The organism is Hyphomicrobium sp. (genome assembly GCF_003987855.1).
Taxonomy (GTDB): Bacteria; Pseudomonadota; Alphaproteobacteria; order Rhizobiales; family Hyphomicrobiaceae; genus Hyphomicrobium_B.
Genome location: NZ_RXIZ01000008.1, coordinates 25,095 through 42,352 on the forward strand (window position 1 = coordinate 25,095; position 17,258 = coordinate 42,352).

The 17,258-nt window shown below is 57.6% G+C and carries 13 protein-coding genes; all 13 read right to left on the reverse strand.

The window, feature by feature from the left end:
- Positions 1–64: 64 nt before the first annotated feature.
- The 13 genes from EKK30_RS07410 to EKK30_RS07470 all read right to left on the reverse strand — a co-directional run bounded on the left by EKK30_RS07410 (position 65) and on the right by EKK30_RS07470 (position 16,365).
- Positions 65–1,177 carry a hybrid-cluster NAD(P)-dependent oxidoreductase gene (locus tag EKK30_RS07410; protein WP_290982609.1) on the reverse strand — a complete coding sequence of 371 codons (1,113 nt, stop codon included), beginning with the start codon at positions 1,175–1,177 and terminating at the stop codon, positions 65–67.
- Positions 1,178–1,180: 3 nt separating this feature from the next.
- Positions 1,181–2,461, reverse strand: coding sequence for an aromatic ring-hydroxylating dioxygenase subunit alpha (locus EKK30_RS07415; RefSeq protein WP_290982612.1), 1,281 nt, complete (start codon positions 2,459–2,461; stop codon positions 1,181–1,183).
- A gap of 25 nt (positions 2,462–2,486) precedes the next feature.
- On the reverse strand, positions 2,487–3,266 hold the full coding sequence (locus EKK30_RS07420; protein ID WP_290982615.1) for a hypothetical protein: 780 nt from the start codon (positions 3,264–3,266) through the stop codon (positions 2,487–2,489).
- Positions 3,259–4,386, reverse strand: a complete 1,128-nt coding sequence (locus EKK30_RS07425) for an electron transfer flavoprotein subunit alpha/FixB family protein (protein WP_290982618.1) — start codon at positions 4,384–4,386, stop codon at positions 3,259–3,261. Before EKK30_RS07425 ends, EKK30_RS07420 begins: the two co-directional genes overlap by 8 nt.
- Positions 4,383–6,263 carry a (Fe-S)-binding protein gene (locus EKK30_RS07430; RefSeq protein WP_290982620.1) on the reverse strand — a complete coding sequence of 627 codons (1,881 nt, stop codon included), beginning with the start codon at positions 6,261–6,263 and terminating at the stop codon, positions 4,383–4,385. Before EKK30_RS07430 ends, EKK30_RS07425 begins: the two co-directional genes overlap by 4 nt.
- 2 nt (positions 6,264–6,265) lie before the next feature.
- Positions 6,266–8,332, reverse strand: coding sequence for an FAD-dependent oxidoreductase (locus EKK30_RS07435; RefSeq protein ID WP_290982623.1), 2,067 nt, complete (start codon positions 8,330–8,332; stop codon positions 6,266–6,268).
- A 22-nt stretch (positions 8,333–8,354) separates the two neighbouring features.
- The gene (locus EKK30_RS07440) at positions 8,355–9,752 is read right to left on the reverse strand and encodes an L-serine ammonia-lyase (RefSeq protein WP_290982627.1); all 1,398 of its coding nucleotides are present in this window, start codon (positions 9,750–9,752) and stop codon (positions 8,355–8,357) included.
- On the reverse strand, positions 9,753–10,382 hold the full coding sequence (locus tag EKK30_RS07445; protein ID WP_290982630.1) for a sarcosine oxidase subunit gamma: 630 nt from the start codon (positions 10,380–10,382) through the stop codon (positions 9,753–9,755). It lies immediately after the preceding gene.
- Positions 10,375–13,422: a sarcosine oxidase subunit alpha family protein gene (locus tag EKK30_RS07450; RefSeq protein ID WP_290982633.1), complete on the reverse strand. Its 3,048-nt coding sequence runs from the start codon at positions 13,420–13,422 to the stop codon at positions 10,375–10,377. The genes EKK30_RS07445 and EKK30_RS07450 overlap by 8 nt, the downstream gene beginning before the upstream one ends.
- Positions 13,419–13,718, reverse strand: a complete 300-nt coding sequence (locus tag EKK30_RS07455) for a sarcosine oxidase subunit delta (RefSeq protein WP_290982635.1) — start codon at positions 13,716–13,718, stop codon at positions 13,419–13,421. Before EKK30_RS07455 ends, EKK30_RS07450 begins: the two co-directional genes overlap by 4 nt.
- A 15-nt stretch (positions 13,719–13,733) precedes the next feature.
- Entirely contained in the window at positions 13,734–14,987 is a 1,254-nt protein-coding gene (locus tag EKK30_RS07460) for a sarcosine oxidase subunit beta family protein (RefSeq protein ID WP_290982638.1), read from the reverse strand.
- Positions 14,988–15,177: 190 nt separating this feature from the next.
- Positions 15,178–15,666, reverse strand: coding sequence for a hypothetical protein (locus EKK30_RS07465; RefSeq protein ID WP_290982641.1), 489 nt, complete (start codon positions 15,664–15,666; stop codon positions 15,178–15,180).
- Positions 15,667–15,822: 156 nt separating this feature from the next.
- Complete coding sequence (locus tag EKK30_RS07470) at positions 15,823–16,365, reverse strand: hypothetical protein (protein ID WP_290982644.1); 543 nt, start codon at positions 16,363–16,365, stop codon at positions 15,823–15,825.
- Between the last annotated feature and the right edge of the window lie 893 nt (positions 16,366–17,258).

Consider the following 17,258-nt stretch of genomic DNA (forward strand, 5'->3'; position numbering starts at 1 on the left):
GTGCCTGACGTGCTTCAGGCGATACTTCGGCGCAAAGAATAGCGAAGCACAGCCGTCGTCCGCGTCATTTGTCTATTACAACGTCGCTGAGCGGCTTACTGCAGCAGATCAGGACCATGCCTGCGTCGATCTCGCGCTGCCTGATCCCACCGCCATGGTTCATGACCACCTGCCCGGAGATCTTCTTGCTCTTGCAAGTACCGCAGACGCCCTTGCTGCACGAGAACGGAAGGCGCATACCGGCCGCCTTCGCCGCATCCAGGATGAATTGATCCGGCCGACAAGGAATGGAGCGGCCCGATTTCGTAAATTCAATCGTATACCCCGTGTTGGGAGCTTCAGCCTGCAGGTTTTGAACTTCCGCCTTCTCTTCAGCGCTGAGATTCTCGAAAGAAAAACTCTCTTCGTGGTAGTGCGCCCGATCGAAGCCCACTTCGGCCAACATGGCTCGCACATTCTTCATGTAAGCGTCCGGACCGCAGCAGAAGATTTCACGCTCGGCCAGATCGGGAACGATGGATTTCAACAACGGCAATGTTAGATATCCGGTCGGCGCGCTCCAGTCCCGATGCTCGCCCATCTGCTCGCAGACGAAGCCCGTGCGAAACTTCGTCATGCCGTGGGTCATCATGGTGAGTTCATTACGGAAGATGATGTCGCGCGGGGTGCGGGCGCTGTGCACGAAAACAACATCGGGGTCTTCGCCCAACTCGTAAAAAGTGCGCGACATCGACATCAGCGGCGTCACGCCGGAGCCGCCAGACAGAAAAAGATATTTGGGCGCCGGATGGAAGGTGCAGCTGAACTCACCGGCCGGGCCAAGAGCCTTTATTGCCATCCCTGGCTTTAGATTAGCGTGGAGCCAATTGGATACCTTGCCTCCCGGCGCGCGCTTCACTGTGATCGACAGCGTGTCAGGGCGCGTGGGGGGCGATGAAATCGTGTAGCAGCGGTTGACCGCCTCCCCATCTATCTCCACTTCGATGGTTATGAATTGCCCGGGACGGAAGCGAAACAGACGAGGCGCTGGAGTTCGGAACAAGAAGCTTTTGACATCGTGTGTCTCCGGACGGACATGCGTACACACCAGCACGTCGTCCTGGTCCGAGTTCCACTTGGCTGGCACCGCATCCCAAAGGGCGGGGCCAAGCCTTTCGCGCGCTTCCTCTTCGCTCATTGATCAGGCGCTCGCGGCGAGCGGGCTTATCGTCGCCGACTCCTGTCCGGTCTCGGAACGAAGCCGCTTGAAATACCAGGACATAAATTTTTCGACCAACTCTTCGGTGTAGGGCGAATAGGGCCCGGGCTGATACGCGGCGTTGTACGACCCGATTTGGGTTCGTTCGACGAGCGATCCATCCTGAAGGTTCGTTGCGTGCCAGACCGCGCTCAACTCCTTTGGATCGTAATCTTGTCCCTCGACGGCATCTTTATGCACGAGCCACTTGGTGCGAAGCAGAGTCCGGTCCGGGCTTATGGGTAACACGCTGAACGTCACGATGTGATCACTCATGAAGTGATGCCAGGAATTGGGCTGGGTCCAGAATGAAAGTCCGCCAAGATTCCGTTGCGTCAGATCGCCAAGAAGCTTCTTGCACGCAACCTTGCTGTCGAGCGTCTGCGACTCGCCGGCCTTATCCAACGGCAAACGCTCAGTGCGATAGGCGGTAACGCGACTATCCAGAAACTCTCGTTCCACGGAGGGAAGTCCGCAGGATTCCCATCGCGCATGCTCCCGCTTGATCAGATCCTGAAACGCGTGAACCTCAGCGGCATTCTCCGGAGACGGTTGATATCCAAATCCGAATTCATAAAGGGAAATGGTCAACTCAGGGTGATTGCTTTTGCAATGGTAGCACTCACGATTGTTCTCCATCGTCAGCTTCCAATTGCCGTTCTCGATCAGGTCCTCTTCGTAAGCGACTTTACACTCTGAAATCTTATGCGGAAGGATGTAGGGTTCCATCTCCCGCCGCATCTGATCGAAATCCTTGGGCGGCTCCTCAGCAAGGCAAATGAAGATCAGGCCGGCGATATTCCCGACGTGCACCATCTTCAATCCAAACTTGCTGCGATCGAACTCGTCACCCATATGCTCGGTGTGGATGAGATTTCCTCGCAGATCATAGGTCCACTGATGATAGGGACAAACGACGTTGCCAACGCTTCCCTTGTCTCCGTCACAGAGGCGTGCTCCGCGATGACGGCAAACATTATGGAATGCAGTGATAGACATATCATCGTCGCGCGCTACGACGATCGAGGTCTTTCCCATCGGCACGGTGAAGTAGTCACCAGGCTCCGGGATATCGGGTTCCGATCCGACGTAGATCCACGTTCTGCCGAAGATGACATCCATGTCGAGATCGAAAATTTCGGTGCTCTGATAGAATGGAGCCTCAAGGCTATAGCGTGGCCGCCTGCGTGCAATCATGGACCGCAGTTCATTTGATAATTGCATGGGGTCCTCCCTTTTGAGGGGCTCGCTAAAAATCGACGAGGCGATGTTCTCTCAGATAATTCAGCACCACTTGTGCTTTATCGACAGTTGTCCCCTCAAAAGCGACAACGCCGCCCTTCGCCTCAGACACTATCGCTGACAGCAAACGAGCATGTCCGGCCTGCTTTTCTGCTGCTTTCAGGCGAACAGGCCGCCGCGGCGCGGCTTCTACGGCCCAGCTTGGCTGACGCGCCGGCGCAGCACTTACGGATCCGATAACGTTGATTGTTCCCGAGACACGGCGCGAATGAGCGTACTTCAAAGTTGCAGCCGCAAAAGGATGGACTGCGATCACAAGCGGTGTCGCAGATGCGATCGAACGGCGTTGCCCCTTCGGGAGGAATTGGCTGATTACGACATTCGTTCCGGTATCAGATTGGTCAACTCTGATGTCGAGCGCATTCGTGACGACCGGGCACGCCATCGCATGAGCCAACATATAAGGAAACATGCCGCTGCCGGCGGCCACCTCGGCCCTAGTGCCGGTCAGAACAATATCGAAGTTTTTCACAACATCGGCGACAGCGTTGATATCAACGTCGCCCTTATTCGCCGGTATGACCTCAACTTTGTCGGCTCCATACGCCAGATAATCTCGCAAAGACGGCTCGTCGACGCTGCCAATATGGAAAAGGGCGAACTTCTCACCCGCAAGTGCACGTCCGAGAGCCATTGCGACGGCATCACCACGACATGCGCGCGGCACGCCCGTTAACGGGTGGCGGCCGGCCGAAACGAGCGCCGCTACGGACGGGACGTCACCCATTGCTGTCGCCCTTAAGTTCAGACTGTTCACGGGCCTGAGCCACTCGTGTTATTAGCGCCTGCATGAATTCTTCGGCATCAGCAATGACGGTCAGATCGGCACGCTTCACAATCGGCGCGCCGGGATCGCGGTTGACCGCGATGACATGGCGGCATGACTTGATGCCTTGAAGATGCTGCACGGCGCCGGAAATGCCGACCGCAAAATATGTTGTGGCGCTGACTGTCTTGCCCGAGGCTCCGATCTGCTTGCTTCTCGGTAACTTCCCATCATCGACAGCTACGCGGCTCGCCCCGACTGCCGCGTCGAGGGAACGCGCCAGTTCTTCGAGCGTCGCGATGCTATGCACACCGTTTCCGGCCGACACTATAAAGTCCGCCTCCTCCAGGGCAATTTCCGATGGCTTGGACGGAGCCAAGCCGAGGTCAACGCACCGTTCGGATGCCAACCCTGTTGACGGAACAGCAATTTTCTCACCCGCACCGACAAACGGCAAATTTGCGTCGACTGCGCCAGGATCGAGCAGCACGATTCGAGGTAATGGTGCGCATGCGAGTCTGTTGCCGCTAGACCAAACAATCGCGATGTGCTTGCGGTCGATTTCTATAACGTGTGTCGCCCCTGAGCTCTGCTGCTTGGCGAGCAGCCGGCGTCCAAGATCTCCATCGCCCAGAGAATTGTCCGGCAGGAAAATGTGCTCAGGGCAATAGTCTTGGAGGAAAGCGTCGACCAAAGCCTCTTCGCGGACGGGCTCATATCGCGACCAGTCCAGATCATCAACGATAGCAATCCTATCTGCGCCGAGCGGCGATGGGTCCTCTTGAAAGGTTCCCAGCACGACAACAAGGACGCCTGTGTCGGGCTCCGCCAATATGGCGGCGCAAGCGATCGCTTCGCGCGCATGGTCATCCAGCCGACCGCGATAACTATGAGCCACAACCATATGCCATTTCGTCGGTTGAATCGTGGTGCGTAGCGGCTTGGCCTTCGGACGCCGCGAAGCTTCGACAGTTGCTGAAGTCGTACCATTCACAGAAATCTCGCCAAGAACGATCCTTCGGAGACCTTGTGGACCGACGCGATAAGCGCGCCGTGGGTCGATTCTTTTCGGAGGATTCATGCAGGCACCTCCAGCGCCGAGGCGACGAGTTCGGCGATATCCAAAACCTCCGCGTGAGAACCGGCAACCCCCTCGAGCATCGCCGTACACTGAGGACACGCGACCGCTACGATCTCAGCGCCCGCTTCACGAACATCGGCCATGCGCATGTCGGGAATTCTCTGAATTCCCGCGATGTCCGTTAGCGGCGCGCCGCCTCCCCCACCGCAACACCGGGCGCGAGGACCCGATCTTTCCATTTCACGGAGGGTAGCGCCGAGCTTTCGGAGGACGGCACGCGGCGCCTCGAATTCGCCGTTGTACCGACCGAGATAGCAAGGGTCATGGTATGTCAGCGGCTTTCCATTCGTCAGCGTCGCAGTGCTCAATCGCCCTTGTTCCATCAGTTCAGCGATCAAGGCGGTGTGATGGACGACGACATAGTGTCCGCCGAGTGCAGGATATTCGTTGCGGAGGCTATGCAGCACGTGGGGATCCGCCGTCACGATGCGAGAAAACTTCAGCGTTGCGAAAGTGGAGATGTTTTCTTTGGCTAGGCGTTGAAACGTTGCTTCATCGCCTAGGCGCCTTGCCGTGTCACCCGTATCGCGCTCCTCGCCCCCAAGGACGGCGAAGTCGACCTTCGCTGCCTTCAGAATTCTCACGAGCGCCCGAAGTGTTCGCTGATAGCGCATGTCGAATGCGCCTTCTCCCGCATAGAGGAGAACGTCAAATGGCTTCCCGGGTACCGCCTGGGGGACATCGAGATCGATCGACCAGTTGTATCTCGCAGGTTTGGGGTACCCGCCTTGCGTATCCGTCTCTCGTAAATTCGCCAGGATCTCAGGAGCGGTGCCTGGAATTTCCCCGCGCGTAAGATTTAAGCTTCGGCGCATCCCGACGATCGCATCGACATGTTCGATCAGCATCGGGCATTCCTCGACGCATGCGCGGCAGGTGGTGCATGACCAAAGGGTTGCTGGCTCGATGAGCTGCGGAACGATTGGATTGTCCAGCGCTCCGCTGTGCGCGCCAATCGCAATCCCCGGATAAGGGCGACCGGCGTAATTTGCATCGCTAGTTCCAGATAAGCCGCAAACCAAATCCTGAATGAGTTTTTTCGGATTGAGCGGCTGCCCGGCTGCGAAGGCCGGGCACGATTGCTCGCATTTCCCGCATTGGACGCAGGCATCAAAACTCAGAAGTTGGTTCCAGCGAAAATCAGCCGGCGCGTCGACGCCAAGTTCCATCTTCTCCAATTCGAGCGGCTTGAGCGCGGTGGAGCGAACGCCGGAAAATCGTTCCGGGCGCGGATGGAACGCCAAATGCAGGAGGCCCGCCACGGCGTGCTTCATCGGCGCGCCGAAACCAATGCCTAGAACAAGCTCAGCAGAGCCCGCCAGCAGGAAAAAAAGCGCGACGGAAGCGATTGCCGCCGATAGATACTGCGCGGGCGTCGCGATTACTACGAGCAGACCGACGGCGAAGAGAGCCAGGGTATAGGGCAGCCGATCCCACGCTCCGCGCGACAGACGCTTAGGTGGATGTCTCCGCCGCTGCCAAACGAAAAAAACGCCCGCGACCATCACGAGCGCCGCGAGCACAATCGCTACATCGAGGATCGGAGAATAGATCGCCAAACCATAGTTTAGCGCTACCAGTAAAATCGCTGCTACCGCGCCGCCTGCGACCGCAACATGGGTGTTTGCGATATAAGGCTCCCGAGCTACAACGTGGTGCAGGTCAACAAAGTAGCGCTTGGGAACGGCGAGCAAACCAGCCCATTCAACGGGCGCTCGCTGACCTGCACGCCAAAGCCTCGCGCGCCGCGCTAAGCCAATCATCAACGTTGCCGTTGACAGCCAGAACAGAACAGTAATGGCAGGCGCGACTGCCATCCTCAGAAGTCCTTGCAGAGACGTAGCGAGTCATAGATGGCCGCGTGGATGTTGTGCATCGACACACAATCACCCACCCGAAAAAGCACAAAGCGATTACCATCTGTTTGTTCGTTCAACACCGGCTGGGCTTCGTTCGAATAAAGCGCGTTTATGTCGATCTGTCCGCGATTGATCGACATTTCCTTCAGCGACCAATAGAGTTCGGTGTTGGGAGTGATCCCGTTTTCGATCACCACCTGGTCGACAGCGCGCTCTTCGAGTTCGTCGGTATACTCGTTGCGCAGAACTGCAATCTTCTTATTTCCTTCTGCGTAAACTCGATCGAGCCAGAAATTGGGGGTCGGAATTATGCCCTGCGCGTACATCCGACGATAAAAAATGGGGAACGTGGTTCCCCCGACGTCATCACCGACTTTAACGTCCGGCGTAACGATCTCCACCGTGGAGCCGCGGCTCGCGAGAAAATCTGCAGTGCCAAAGCCCGCGTGGGTGCTGATCCCATCGTAGACGAGCACGTTCTCGGCAGGTTGTACCTTCTCAGCAAGAATATCCCAGGAGCTGACCGAGAGTCCCTCGGATGCTCCCCACGCTTCGACTTGATGAACATGGCTCCGGCCGCCTGTCGCGAGAACGACGATATCAGGCTTTTCCGCCAGGATCATTTCTGCGTTCGCTTCGGTGCCGAGACGCCGATCGATGCCCAAGCGCTTGGTTTCGAGATCGAACCAGCGAACGATGCCCGCCATCTGCTCCCGCTGCGGAGCCTTTGCAGCCAGGTTGATCTGGCCCCCGACCGTCTCGTTCCGTTCGAACAACACGACATCGTGCCCACGCGAGCGGGATACGCGCGCGGCCTCCAGCCCTGCCGGCCCACCACCCACCACAACAATGCGGCGCATCGGTCCGTTCGTCGGAGAGATCACGTGAGGCATCGTCGCTTCACGGGAGGTCGCCGCGTTTTGTACGCATAGGGTATCAGAACCAGAATACATTCGATCGATGCAATAGTTGGCACCCACGCACTGCCGGATTTGATCCTCGCGCCCCTCCCTCACTTTGTTCATGATGTGAGGATCTGCAATATGCGCACGGGTCATGCCGACGAGATCGACAAGGCCATTCGCCAAGATGCGCTCTGCCTGAGACACATCGCGAATGCCTTGGGCGTGCAGCACCGGCACCTTGACGACGGATTTTATCCCCGCGGCGAGATGCACGAATGGCTCAGGTGGAAGCGCCATCGGCGGCATGCAATTGGCAAGCGAATTATGCGTATCTGCTCCTGACCCGATTACACTGATGAAATCGATGAGCCCCGTCTCCGACATCGCCTGTGCAATGTCTTTCAGCGTCTCATGATCCAAACCGTCGTCATGGAATTCATCGGCACACATTCGAATGCCGACGCAAAAATCCCGGCCCACCGCTGCCCTAACGGCCTGCAACACTTCCAATCCAAAGCGCATGCGGTTTTCGAGGCTGCCGCCCCATTCGTCGGATCGCATATTCGTGCGGGGCGACCAGAACTGATCGATGAGTTGCTGGTGGGCTGCGGAGATCTCTATTCCATCGAATCCGGATGTCTGCACGCGCTTTGCTGCCTTCGCGAAGTCACCGATAATCCGCTTGATCTCTTCGATCTCAATCTCTTTCGCGTTACCGCGATGAACGGGCTCGCGCACGCCCGAGGGCGACACCAGGTGCGGCCAGGGATCGCCGGCGTAGGCGGAACGCCGGCCCATATGCGTCGCCTGAATCATGATCTTCATGCCGTGGCGGTGCACTGTGTCGGCCAAGCGCGCCATAGGCTCGATCACCCGGTCGGTCGTGAGATTCACGGGCTTCCACGAGCCCTGCGGGACATCTATTGAGACGGGGCTTGAGCCGCCGCAAATCGCCATGCCTAATCCGCCTTTGGCCTTCTCTTCGTAGTAGCGGATGTAGCGATCCCCCGGCATTCCGCCGGCATCGGCGTAAACCTCGGCGTGTGCAGTCGAATAGATGCGGTTCGGTAGCGTCAGCTGATTGAGCTTGATCGGAGTGAAGATATTCGGATAAGCCGCCATCGCCTGATCCTCTCATCCGATCTCAGCAGTAGACGACCGTGGCGGCTAAGCCGCCGAGCGACGTTTCTTTGTATTTCGATTGAAGATCGTGCCCGGTCTGCCGCATCGTTTCGATGACGGCATCGAGCGAAACGAGGTGCCCCCCGTCATCCATCATTGCAAGACGCGCAGCATTGATCGCTTTCATTGCCCCCATGCTGTTGCGCTCGATGCAGGGAACCTGCACCAATCCACCGATCGGGTCGCACGTCATGCCGAGATTGTGCTCCATACCGATTTCGGCGGCATTCTCCACTTGCTGTGCCGTAGCACCCATGACTGCAGCAAGTCCGGCCGCTGCCATCGAGCACGAAACGCCGATCTCGCCTTGACAACCCATTTCGGCTGCAGAGATCGATGCATTCTTTTTGTAGAGCATGCCGATCCCTGCCGCCGTCAGCAGAAACGTGATGATGTGGTCGTCACGGATATCGGAATCGGATGCCGCGTCACAGAAGCGAATATAATAAGCAAGTACTGCAGGAATGACGCCCGCCGAGCCGTTCGTCGGTGCAGTAACGACCCTGCCTCCCGCAGCGTTCTCTTCATTGACTGCGATCGCGAACGCGCTGACCATATCCATGGCTCGAAAGTCCGGCGTCAGCTTGCCTGCCACATCACAGGCTTGCCTATAGAGCGCAGGCGCTCGGCGTTTTACCCTGAGCCCACCCGGTAGAATACCTTCAGTGGTCAAGCCGCGCTGCAGGCAGGTATTCATGACGTCCCAGACTTTGAGCAATCTGGACCGCGTCGCCGCTTCATCTTGATAGGCGAACTCGTTGCGCCAAACGATGTCTGCGATCGACAGGTTGTAGCGCTGGCAAAGTGCAAGAAGTTCGCCCGCTGTGCTGAACCCATAACGAACAGGGCGATGTGGAACTTCGTCCGTCCTGCGACTCGCGATAAGAGCGGTCTTATCGAGAACAGCGCCGCCGCCAATCGAGAAGTATGTATTTCTATAGAGCGATGCGCCGAGCTCATCGAATGCTTCAACAGTCATCCCATTGGGATGCTCGCTCAACATCCGGTCGCGGAGAAACAAAAGGTCAGTCTCGGGTGAAAATGCGATCTCTCGAAACCCACCAAACAGAAGGCGCTTTGTGCGACGAACTTCGCCTACACGCTCAGCCAGAATTTGCGGATCGGCATCTTCCGGTGTCGCGCCGAGAAGTCCGCTAATCACAGCGAAATCCGTCGCGTGCCCTACTCCCGTGAGCGCCAGCGAACCGTATAGCTCCACGACGACCCTCTCGACGTGATGCTCGAGTTTACGATTGCGAAGCTCGGCAATGAAGCTGCCCATGGCACTCATCGGCCCAACCGTGTGCGAACTTGAAGGGCCTATGCCGATACGGAAAACTTCAAAGACGCTGTAGTTCATTCATGCCACTACCAGCGCAGCGTGGCCCGTCGTCTCTACGACGGCGATTCCTAATCCATATGGCGCCGCAGCGCGGACAAGATAGCGCCAGATATAGTCGGCGAAACTGCGACGCATTACGAGGCAAAAACCCTCCCCAGACCTATGCGCGTAAACGGAAGATTTTCCGAAGGTCGTGCCGACCACTCGCCCAGGCTCAAGCGCCGCAAAGTCATAAACCGTGGTGTGCTGAAGAACATCCAACGCGTTCCGGCCTCGGAGAAGAACTTGCGTATAGCCGCCGGAGTTATCCGCGACTTGGCTTCTAACGCCTTGGAGGGCCGCCTTTAGGTCGGCCGCCAATGATCCAATCCTGTCCCGCTGGCTGACGATCAGCCACTCGTCAGGAGAAATCCAAAGGACCTTGGCGCCGTCGGTGCCTGCATAGGTGCATGGGGACGTGGGCAAGGCAACACCGAGTGAATGCGTTACCTTTTCAACGAACGTCCTGTCCTTAGAATCCCCGCGAAGGCTGACATATCCAAGCGACGGTAGTTCGTTTGCCCAGACCCCGCGCGTATCGTTGATGGCGGTTGCCTGCAAAGGGAGTCCAAACGCATGAAGAGGCGATCGAGACACGTGTTCAAGCATTCTGTCGCTCCCCCTTCGGGTCGACGAATACCGGTGAGACGACTTGCACCCGATGCGTTTGTCCACCAAAATAAGCAAAGAGCCGATCCCGGCCCGCATTCTGGCCTTCCGGGGAGCGCCGCTTGATGCCATCCCGCACAACCGCCAGGGCGATAGAGCGCCCAAGTTCAGGGCTGAAATAGCTGGAAGTTACATGCCCGAGCATTGCTACTGGCGGGTTCACCTCGGGCGCTTCAATAATCTGGGCACCTTCTGCCAATACGATGGACGGATCTTCTGTCAGCAATCCGACGAGCTGCTTTCTATTGGGACCGGCGGTATCGCTTCGTGCAAAGGAACGCTTACCGATAAAGCTGAAGGGCTTTTTCATCGATACAGCCCAAGCCATGTCAAGGTCGAATGGCGTCATCGAACCATCGGTGTCCTGCCCCACGATGATGAAGCCTTTTTCCGCTCGCAGTAGATGCATCGCGTCAGTGCCGTATGGCGTAATGTCGAACTCGGCACCGGCAGCCAGCAGTGCTTCCCACAGATGGTATCCGTAATTCGCGTCAACGTTCACCTCGAACGCGAGCTCCCCAGAAAAGCTGATACGGAAAACCCGTGCTGCGACGCCCGCGACCGTGCCCTCGCGCCAATCCATGAACTTGAAGGACGATGGCGATAAATCGATGTCGGAGCACACCTTCGCCAGAACCTCGCGGCTCTTTGGTCCTACCACTGCCGCGGTCGCCCAATGGTCGGTGACGGAGGTCATGTAGACGTCAAGATCCGGCCACTCCGTCTGGTGCCAGTTCTCCAGCCAGGACAAAACGCGCGCAGCCCCGCCCGTCGTCGTCGTCATGGCGAAATGCTCGTCTGAGATGCAGGCGGTGACGCCATCGTCCATCACCATTCCGTTCTCGTCCAACATCAAGCCGTAGCGGCACTTGCCCGGAGCCAGTTGCGTCCACGAGTTGGCATAGACGCGATTGAGGAACTCACGTGCATCCTTGCCCTGCAAGTCGATCTTGCCAAGTGTCGACGCATCCATAATGCCGACGCCGCGGCGGGCAGCGATGCATTCCCGCCTGATGGCCGCGTCCTGATCTTCGCCGGCCTTGAGAAAATATTGCGGCCTGAGCCATTGCCCCACGTTCTCGAAAACTGCTCCCCTTGCCACGTGCGACGCGTGCATCGGCGTGTAGCGTTTGGGTTCGAAGGTGTCCCCCTCATGAGGGCCAGCAAGGGTGCCGAAGGTCACCGGGGAATATGCCGGACGGTAGGTCGTTGTTCCAACGTCCGGAATGCTTTTGCCGAGCGCTTCAGCCGCGATGGCAAACCCGTTGACGTTTGAAAGCTTGCCCTGGTCGGTGCCAAAACCTAGAGCGGTATAGCGCTTGATGTGCTCGATGGAGCGATAGTTCTCGCGCACCGCCAGGTGAATATCGGCGGCAGTTACGTCATTCTGAAAATCGACGAACGCTTTCTTCCCGTGACCCTCAACTTTGCCGTCCGGAACGCGGAAGATTCGTCGTGCAGGGATGGCATTCGGTTCATCCGTTTCGATGCTACGGCGCTCACCGACCGACGCCTTACCCGTCGCAGCAAGCACGGCGTCCGATACCTCGTGAGCTTGCATCAAGGCGGGCTGCAAACCAAATGTGCCGGTGATGCCGCCGACGCAGTAAATACCGGTTGCAGCACGCCCCATTGCGGGAGCAACGAATGCCAGCTTCTCTTCATCCCAATGGGGACGACCACCGTCGTGGCAGTAGAGATGCACCGTTGGCGACAAGCCCCCTGAACTGCCGAGCGCGTCGCATTCGATGGTAGGTCCATCGCCCGAGATAGAATTCTGGTCTGCGCTGATCTTGACGAGCTTTGCCGCCTTCACGGCCCGAGACCCTAATGCTCCGGATATGGCGTATCCCGGGCGAACATCGACACCCGCGGCGTGAGCGCGTTGCTCCCAAACGGTATTGGGTCGCGTTCGCGTGTCTGCCAACACTACGGAGCAGCCCGCGCGTGCGAGATCGCAAGCACCCTGGTAGGCGAAATCATTGCTTGTTTGCATCACCACGCGCCGGCCGACCGCAACGCCGTAGCGGTTAAGGTACGTTGTTAGAGCCGATGCGGTCAAAATTCCTGGAAGATCATTATTCCCGAATACCAAGGGGCGCTCGATCGCTCCCGTCGCCAGAACGATGTGCGACGCCCTGATACGGTGAAGCCGCTGCCGGGGCGACGTCTCCGAACGCTCGGCTAGGGGAAGGTGGTCCTGCAGCTGCTCGACAGCTTGGATCAAGTTCAGATCGTGCAGAGCGAAGGCGCTGGTCCGCGTAAAGATCTGCACGCGAGGCAAAGATCGAAGTTCCGCAATGATGTTTTTTAGCCAATCATAGCCCGGCTGGCCGTCAATGATCGCATGTGGATAGGACAGCAGCCATCCGCCCAGCTCCCTTTGCTCATCAAGGAGGGTTACATTCAATCCAGCTCGACCCAGGTTGAGCGCCGTTAGCAGCCCGCACGGACCTCCACCCACGACCACGACCTCAGCGTGCCGATGACTGTGATCATAGCTGTCAAGATCGGCTTCCTCAGGTGCAGAGCCATAGCCCGCCGCTTGTCGAATGACGTGCTCGAATTTGGGCCAAAGAGCCCTGCTCTGAAACGTCTTGTAGTAGAAGCCTGCCGGCATGAAACGGGAAAAGCGCCCCGAAACACTCTTGAGATCGAAATCGAGCGCCGGCCATCCCGTCGTTCGGCGGGCCGTCAAACCATCATAGAGCTCAACTTGCGTGGCCTTCAGATTTGGGATCGTCGCGGCGCCAGTCTCTACCTGCGTAAGGGCATTCGGCTCTTCAGCTCCCGCGCCAACGATCCCGCGAGGCCGTCCATATTTGAAACTTCGCCCCAGCATTCGAACGCCGTTGGCCAACAACGCCGATGCAAGAGTGTCGCCGGCATATCCCGTGTACGATTTTCCGTCGAAGTGGAAACTGATAGGGCGCCCGAAATCGACGCGGGCCTTTTCATGCCGAATGCGGTGGCTTGTCATTGCGAGCCACCTTCCGCGTCATACACTTTGCGCCCGTCGGATAACGTCCACGAACCCGCGATCGAGTTGGTGGCGGTATTACGCTTCACCACGAAAAATTTCCGGCATCCCGTGGCGTGGGACCATAACTCCCAATTCCAGCCCTTGGGATTGGTGCGCATGAACAGATAGTCAGCCCATGTATCGTCGTCCGCGGTATCGGGTGACGCCGGACGGATGCGGAAAGCCTCCCCTCCGTAGCCAAATTCCTCTTCCTCGCGCTTCTCTTGGCAGTGCGGACAAAACAGTACGAGCATCGAAGCGTCCTGGATCTAGTGAGCGACGGCGGCGGCGCCGTGCTCATCTATGAGATGTCCCGTAGAAAACCGATCGAGACTGAAGGCTTTGTTGAGCGGATGTGGCTCGTCATTCGCGATCGTGTGCGCAAAAACATTTCCCGATCCGGGCGTAGCCTTGAAACCGCCGGTGCCCCATCCGCAATTGAAGTAGAGGCCTTTGACCTTCGTCTTGCTGATGATCGGGCACGCATCCGGTGTTGTGTCGACGATACCGCCCCACTGACGATTCATGCGCACGCGGGAGAATATCGGAAACAGCTCAATGATAGCTGCAGCAGTATGCTCGATAATGTGCGGGCTGCCGCGTTGGGTATAGCTTGTATAGTGGTCGATACCCGCACCGATAACGAGTTCACCCTTGTCGGACTGGCTCGCGTAGCCATGCACTGCGTTCGACATCACCACGGTATCCAGCACAGGCTTCATGGACTCGGAGACGAATGCTTGAAGGGGATGGCTCTCGATCGGGAGACGAATGCCGGCCATCTTCGCTAGAACGGAGGAATGCCCCGAGGCCACGCAGCCGACGCGATCCGCCCGTACAGAGCCGCGCGACGTTTGCAGGCCCTGGAGCCTGCCGTTCACGATATCCATGCCCGTGACTTCGCAATTCTCGACGATGTCTACGCCGTACTTGCTGGCCGCACGGGCAAACCCCCACGCCACGGCGTCATGACGCGCAACGCCGGCGCGTGGCTGATAGCTCGCACCAAGAACAGGATAACGGGCATTTCTGGAGGTATTGAGGATCGGGATCCTTCGCTTGACTTCGGCCGCATCCAGAACCTGAGCGTCAACACCGTTCAACACGTTGGCATTCACGCGGCGTTCGATATCGCGCATATCCTGTAAGGTGTGGCCAAGATTGAAAACGCCACGCTGGCTGAACATCACATTGAAATTGAGCTCTTCAGTGAGGTGCTCCCAAAGTTTCAGCGCGTGCTCGTAGAGCATCGTCGCCTCGTCCCAAAGATAGTTCGAGCGCACGATGGTCGTATTGCGAGCCGTATTCCCGCCTCCGAGATAGCCTTTCTCGATAACAGCGATGTCACGGACGCCGTGCTCTTTCGCGAGGTAATAAGCTGTTGCGAGCCCGTGGCCGCCAGCGCCGACGATCACTACATTATAGGAAGGCTTAAGCTCCGCACTCCGCCACGCCGGATCCCAGCCCTCATTATAATTGAGGCCTTTCGTGAAAAGCGACCAGATGGAGTAGTCTTTCTTCATCGAAGTCCTCGGCGAATAGGTCTGCGACCGCAGCGCACCCCAAACACGCATGTAATTTGTGTCTTGTCAGTTAGCGAATGCACTTATTTTGCGTCCGGCCAAGGGAGACGCAAATTTTGCTATTTGCGACACGCGGGAGCTGGTCCTAGCGAACCCTGAAGGCACCGGGCACGCTTTTGGGAGTTGAGCTTTAAGCCTTTCGGGCCGAAGCGATAAGCGCGCGCGTCGGCTCGATCGACACATCGGCTCGGCCCTGGAGTTCGAGGTCGCAAAAGACCTTCGTCACCACTTCGTGCTCGGTAAGAAACCGCAAAGTCGCGGCATCCTCTGGAGCGCACTCCCTCTCTAATTGAGCGTAGCGCGCGATCACGGGCTCCAGCTCACGGCTGTAAAGTGCCATAAAGTCTTGCCAAGCGAGGCTAGAATATTTGGCGACGTTGTCGACGCCCTTCTGGCGGAACACTTCGCTCTCACGCGTGTCCCCGCCGAGCTTTTCGACAAGCGCTCGCATCTGAGACTTCGTTACGGCCTCAAGTTCTGCGAGAAGACGCCATTTGTCGGAGCGAGAGCGGTCCGTTATGGCTTCCGCCAAACCGTTGTATAGGGCCTCGCCGTAAATCTCTCCCTGGTAGGCGCGTTCAACCCTCGACAGAAAGTCAGTTCGTTGGTGCGCAGACAATTTCAAGCCGCCCTTGCAGGGAGTGGTCTAGCCTAGGCCACTAGTCGTAAAGCTTATCCGATTTCAGCTCAAGATCATTGCTGAAGTCAGCTCTTCCGCGATCGCCGCCGCAGAAAGCGAGCAAGTCCGTGCGGTTGCAGCGACCTAAGAGAAGGTTTATGCGAGCCTTCTTTCGATCGATAGCGCCGTATGGTCGTCAGCCCGCCGGCGAAGCCAAGTGCCACCCTGCTTGTCCGCTTCGCTGGCGCAATCATCGACCCAGGCAATCAGATTGGATGACTGCCTCCGAAGATCCTCGAGTTTGATCGTCCGCTTCGCTTCCATCATCCGCCCTGGCTGGTGCGGAAAAACCGGCCGTCCGCTTCGGTCGCGATGCCACTGGCAGACGATATGAAGGTCGCCGTCGCCGGCCGCGCCCTCCTTGATAACCTCAGAAACAATATCATCGACTGGAAGGATTTCTGCACTCCCGCCGCCGAAGCCCACGAACAGGAGAATCTGAGCCAGATTTTGGGGACGGCGCAACGCGTTGCGCAGGATTACATGACGATGCATCGCGCGAAGAGCATTCTTGAACTCCAAGCTCAAGATCTGCAGTAACGCCGTGCCCCGGTCACGATCAATATCGCGCCAGATCGTTTGTTCAGGATCGAATTCGAGTTCGAGGGTTTCGACTTTAAGATCGCGATGGATCGACATAGCGGGCTCCGAATAGTCGGACAGGCGCGGCGCTTACGCACCGACGCACATTTTCGAAATCCCGCAAGACCAGCTAATGCAAATACTGGGTCAAAAGAATGGCCAATTGGAGCATTTATCGCGGTTCAAAAAACTAATTTGCGCGAACTCTGCTGGCGATGGCCCGGGGAACACTCCCCACACCCTCCGTTGCAATTTGAAAAGGAGTTCTGAATTGGCAAAACAGATCGACAGTCGCAATTCTCGCCGTACTTGGCGCGCGGGCCTGTGGACTGCGTTGTGGGAGTGGTTTTGATTTTGCAGTCGCCGTCGATCGATTTTGTTGTATGGGCCACGAGGACGCCCCATCCTTCGGCAGCGCAATAAGCGCCGCGGGACAGGAGTGCTTGGCAGGCCTTCGGCAACCATCATGACATTGTCTTGAATGAGTCGGAGGACCGTCTATCCACAGCCAACCCACAACTTTCGTGTCCCTCGATCATAACGTGAATTGGAAGTCCTCTCGGGACAGTTAGGATCGCATCTCGGAAATGGTCGCGAGCTAAGCCGGAGAGGCTGCGGGGGCGGGCGTGACGGAGGGGTTCAAAGCAATCGTTATTCCGGCGACAGCGAGTTCGTCTCGCGCAAACCGCCCGCACGTATTTAATACGTTTTCTTCCGCCCTCGCTTTCATGAGAGGCACGCGCGCTTCCACCGTAATAATCGAATTCAGCGTCGAGGTCGAAACGCTCGATTTTTACGATGCTGTGAAAGCGATTAGCGTTCCAGTTATTTTTTCCGCCAACCGACTCGACGCCTCGCAATTTTCTCAACTTGGAATTCGCGCGGCGGATGTGGTCTGCCAGAACGACGAGCGCGGCGTCGAAAGTTTTGCGGGCTACCGGCCGCGACCG

Coding starts and splice junctions, on each gene's coding strand:
- EKK30_RS07410 (WP_290982609.1), bottom strand. CDS start 1,177: ATGAGCGAAGAGGAAGCGCGCGAAAGGCTTGGCCCCGCCCTTTGGGAT.
- EKK30_RS07415 (WP_290982612.1), bottom strand. CDS start 2,461: ATGCAATTATCAAATGAACTGCGGTCCATGATTGCACGCAGGCGGCCA.
- EKK30_RS07430 (WP_290982620.1), bottom strand. CDS start 6,263: ATGGCAGTCGCGCCTGCCATTACTGTTCTGTTCTGGCTGTCAACGGCA.
- EKK30_RS07445 (WP_290982630.1), bottom strand. CDS start 10,382: ATGCTTGAACACGTGTCTCGATCGCCTCTTCATGCGTTTGGACTCCCT.
- EKK30_RS07450 (WP_290982633.1), bottom strand. CDS start 13,422: ATGACAAGCCACCGCATTCGGCATGAAAAGGCCCGCGTCGATTTCGGG.
- EKK30_RS07440 (WP_290982627.1), bottom strand. CDS start 9,752: ATGAACTACAGCGTCTTTGAAGTTTTCCGTATCGGCATAGGCCCTTCA.
- EKK30_RS07460 (WP_290982638.1), bottom strand. CDS start 14,987: ATGAAGAAAGACTACTCCATCTGGTCGCTTTTCACGAAAGGCCTCAAT.
- EKK30_RS07420 (WP_290982615.1), bottom strand. CDS start 3,266: ATGGGTGACGTCCCGTCCGTAGCGGCGCTCGTTTCGGCCGGCCGCCAC.
- EKK30_RS07470 (WP_290982644.1), bottom strand. CDS start 16,365: ATGTCGATCCATCGCGATCTTAAAGTCGAAACCCTCGAACTCGAATTC.
- EKK30_RS07435 (WP_290982623.1), bottom strand. CDS start 8,332: ATGGCGGCTTATCCGAATATCTTCACTCCGATCAAGCTCAATCAGCTG.
- EKK30_RS07455 (WP_290982635.1), bottom strand. CDS start 13,718: ATGCTCGTACTGTTTTGTCCGCACTGCCAAGAGAAGCGCGAGGAAGAG.
- EKK30_RS07425 (WP_290982618.1), bottom strand. CDS start 4,386: ATGAATCCTCCGAAAAGAATCGACCCACGGCGCGCTTATCGCGTCGGT.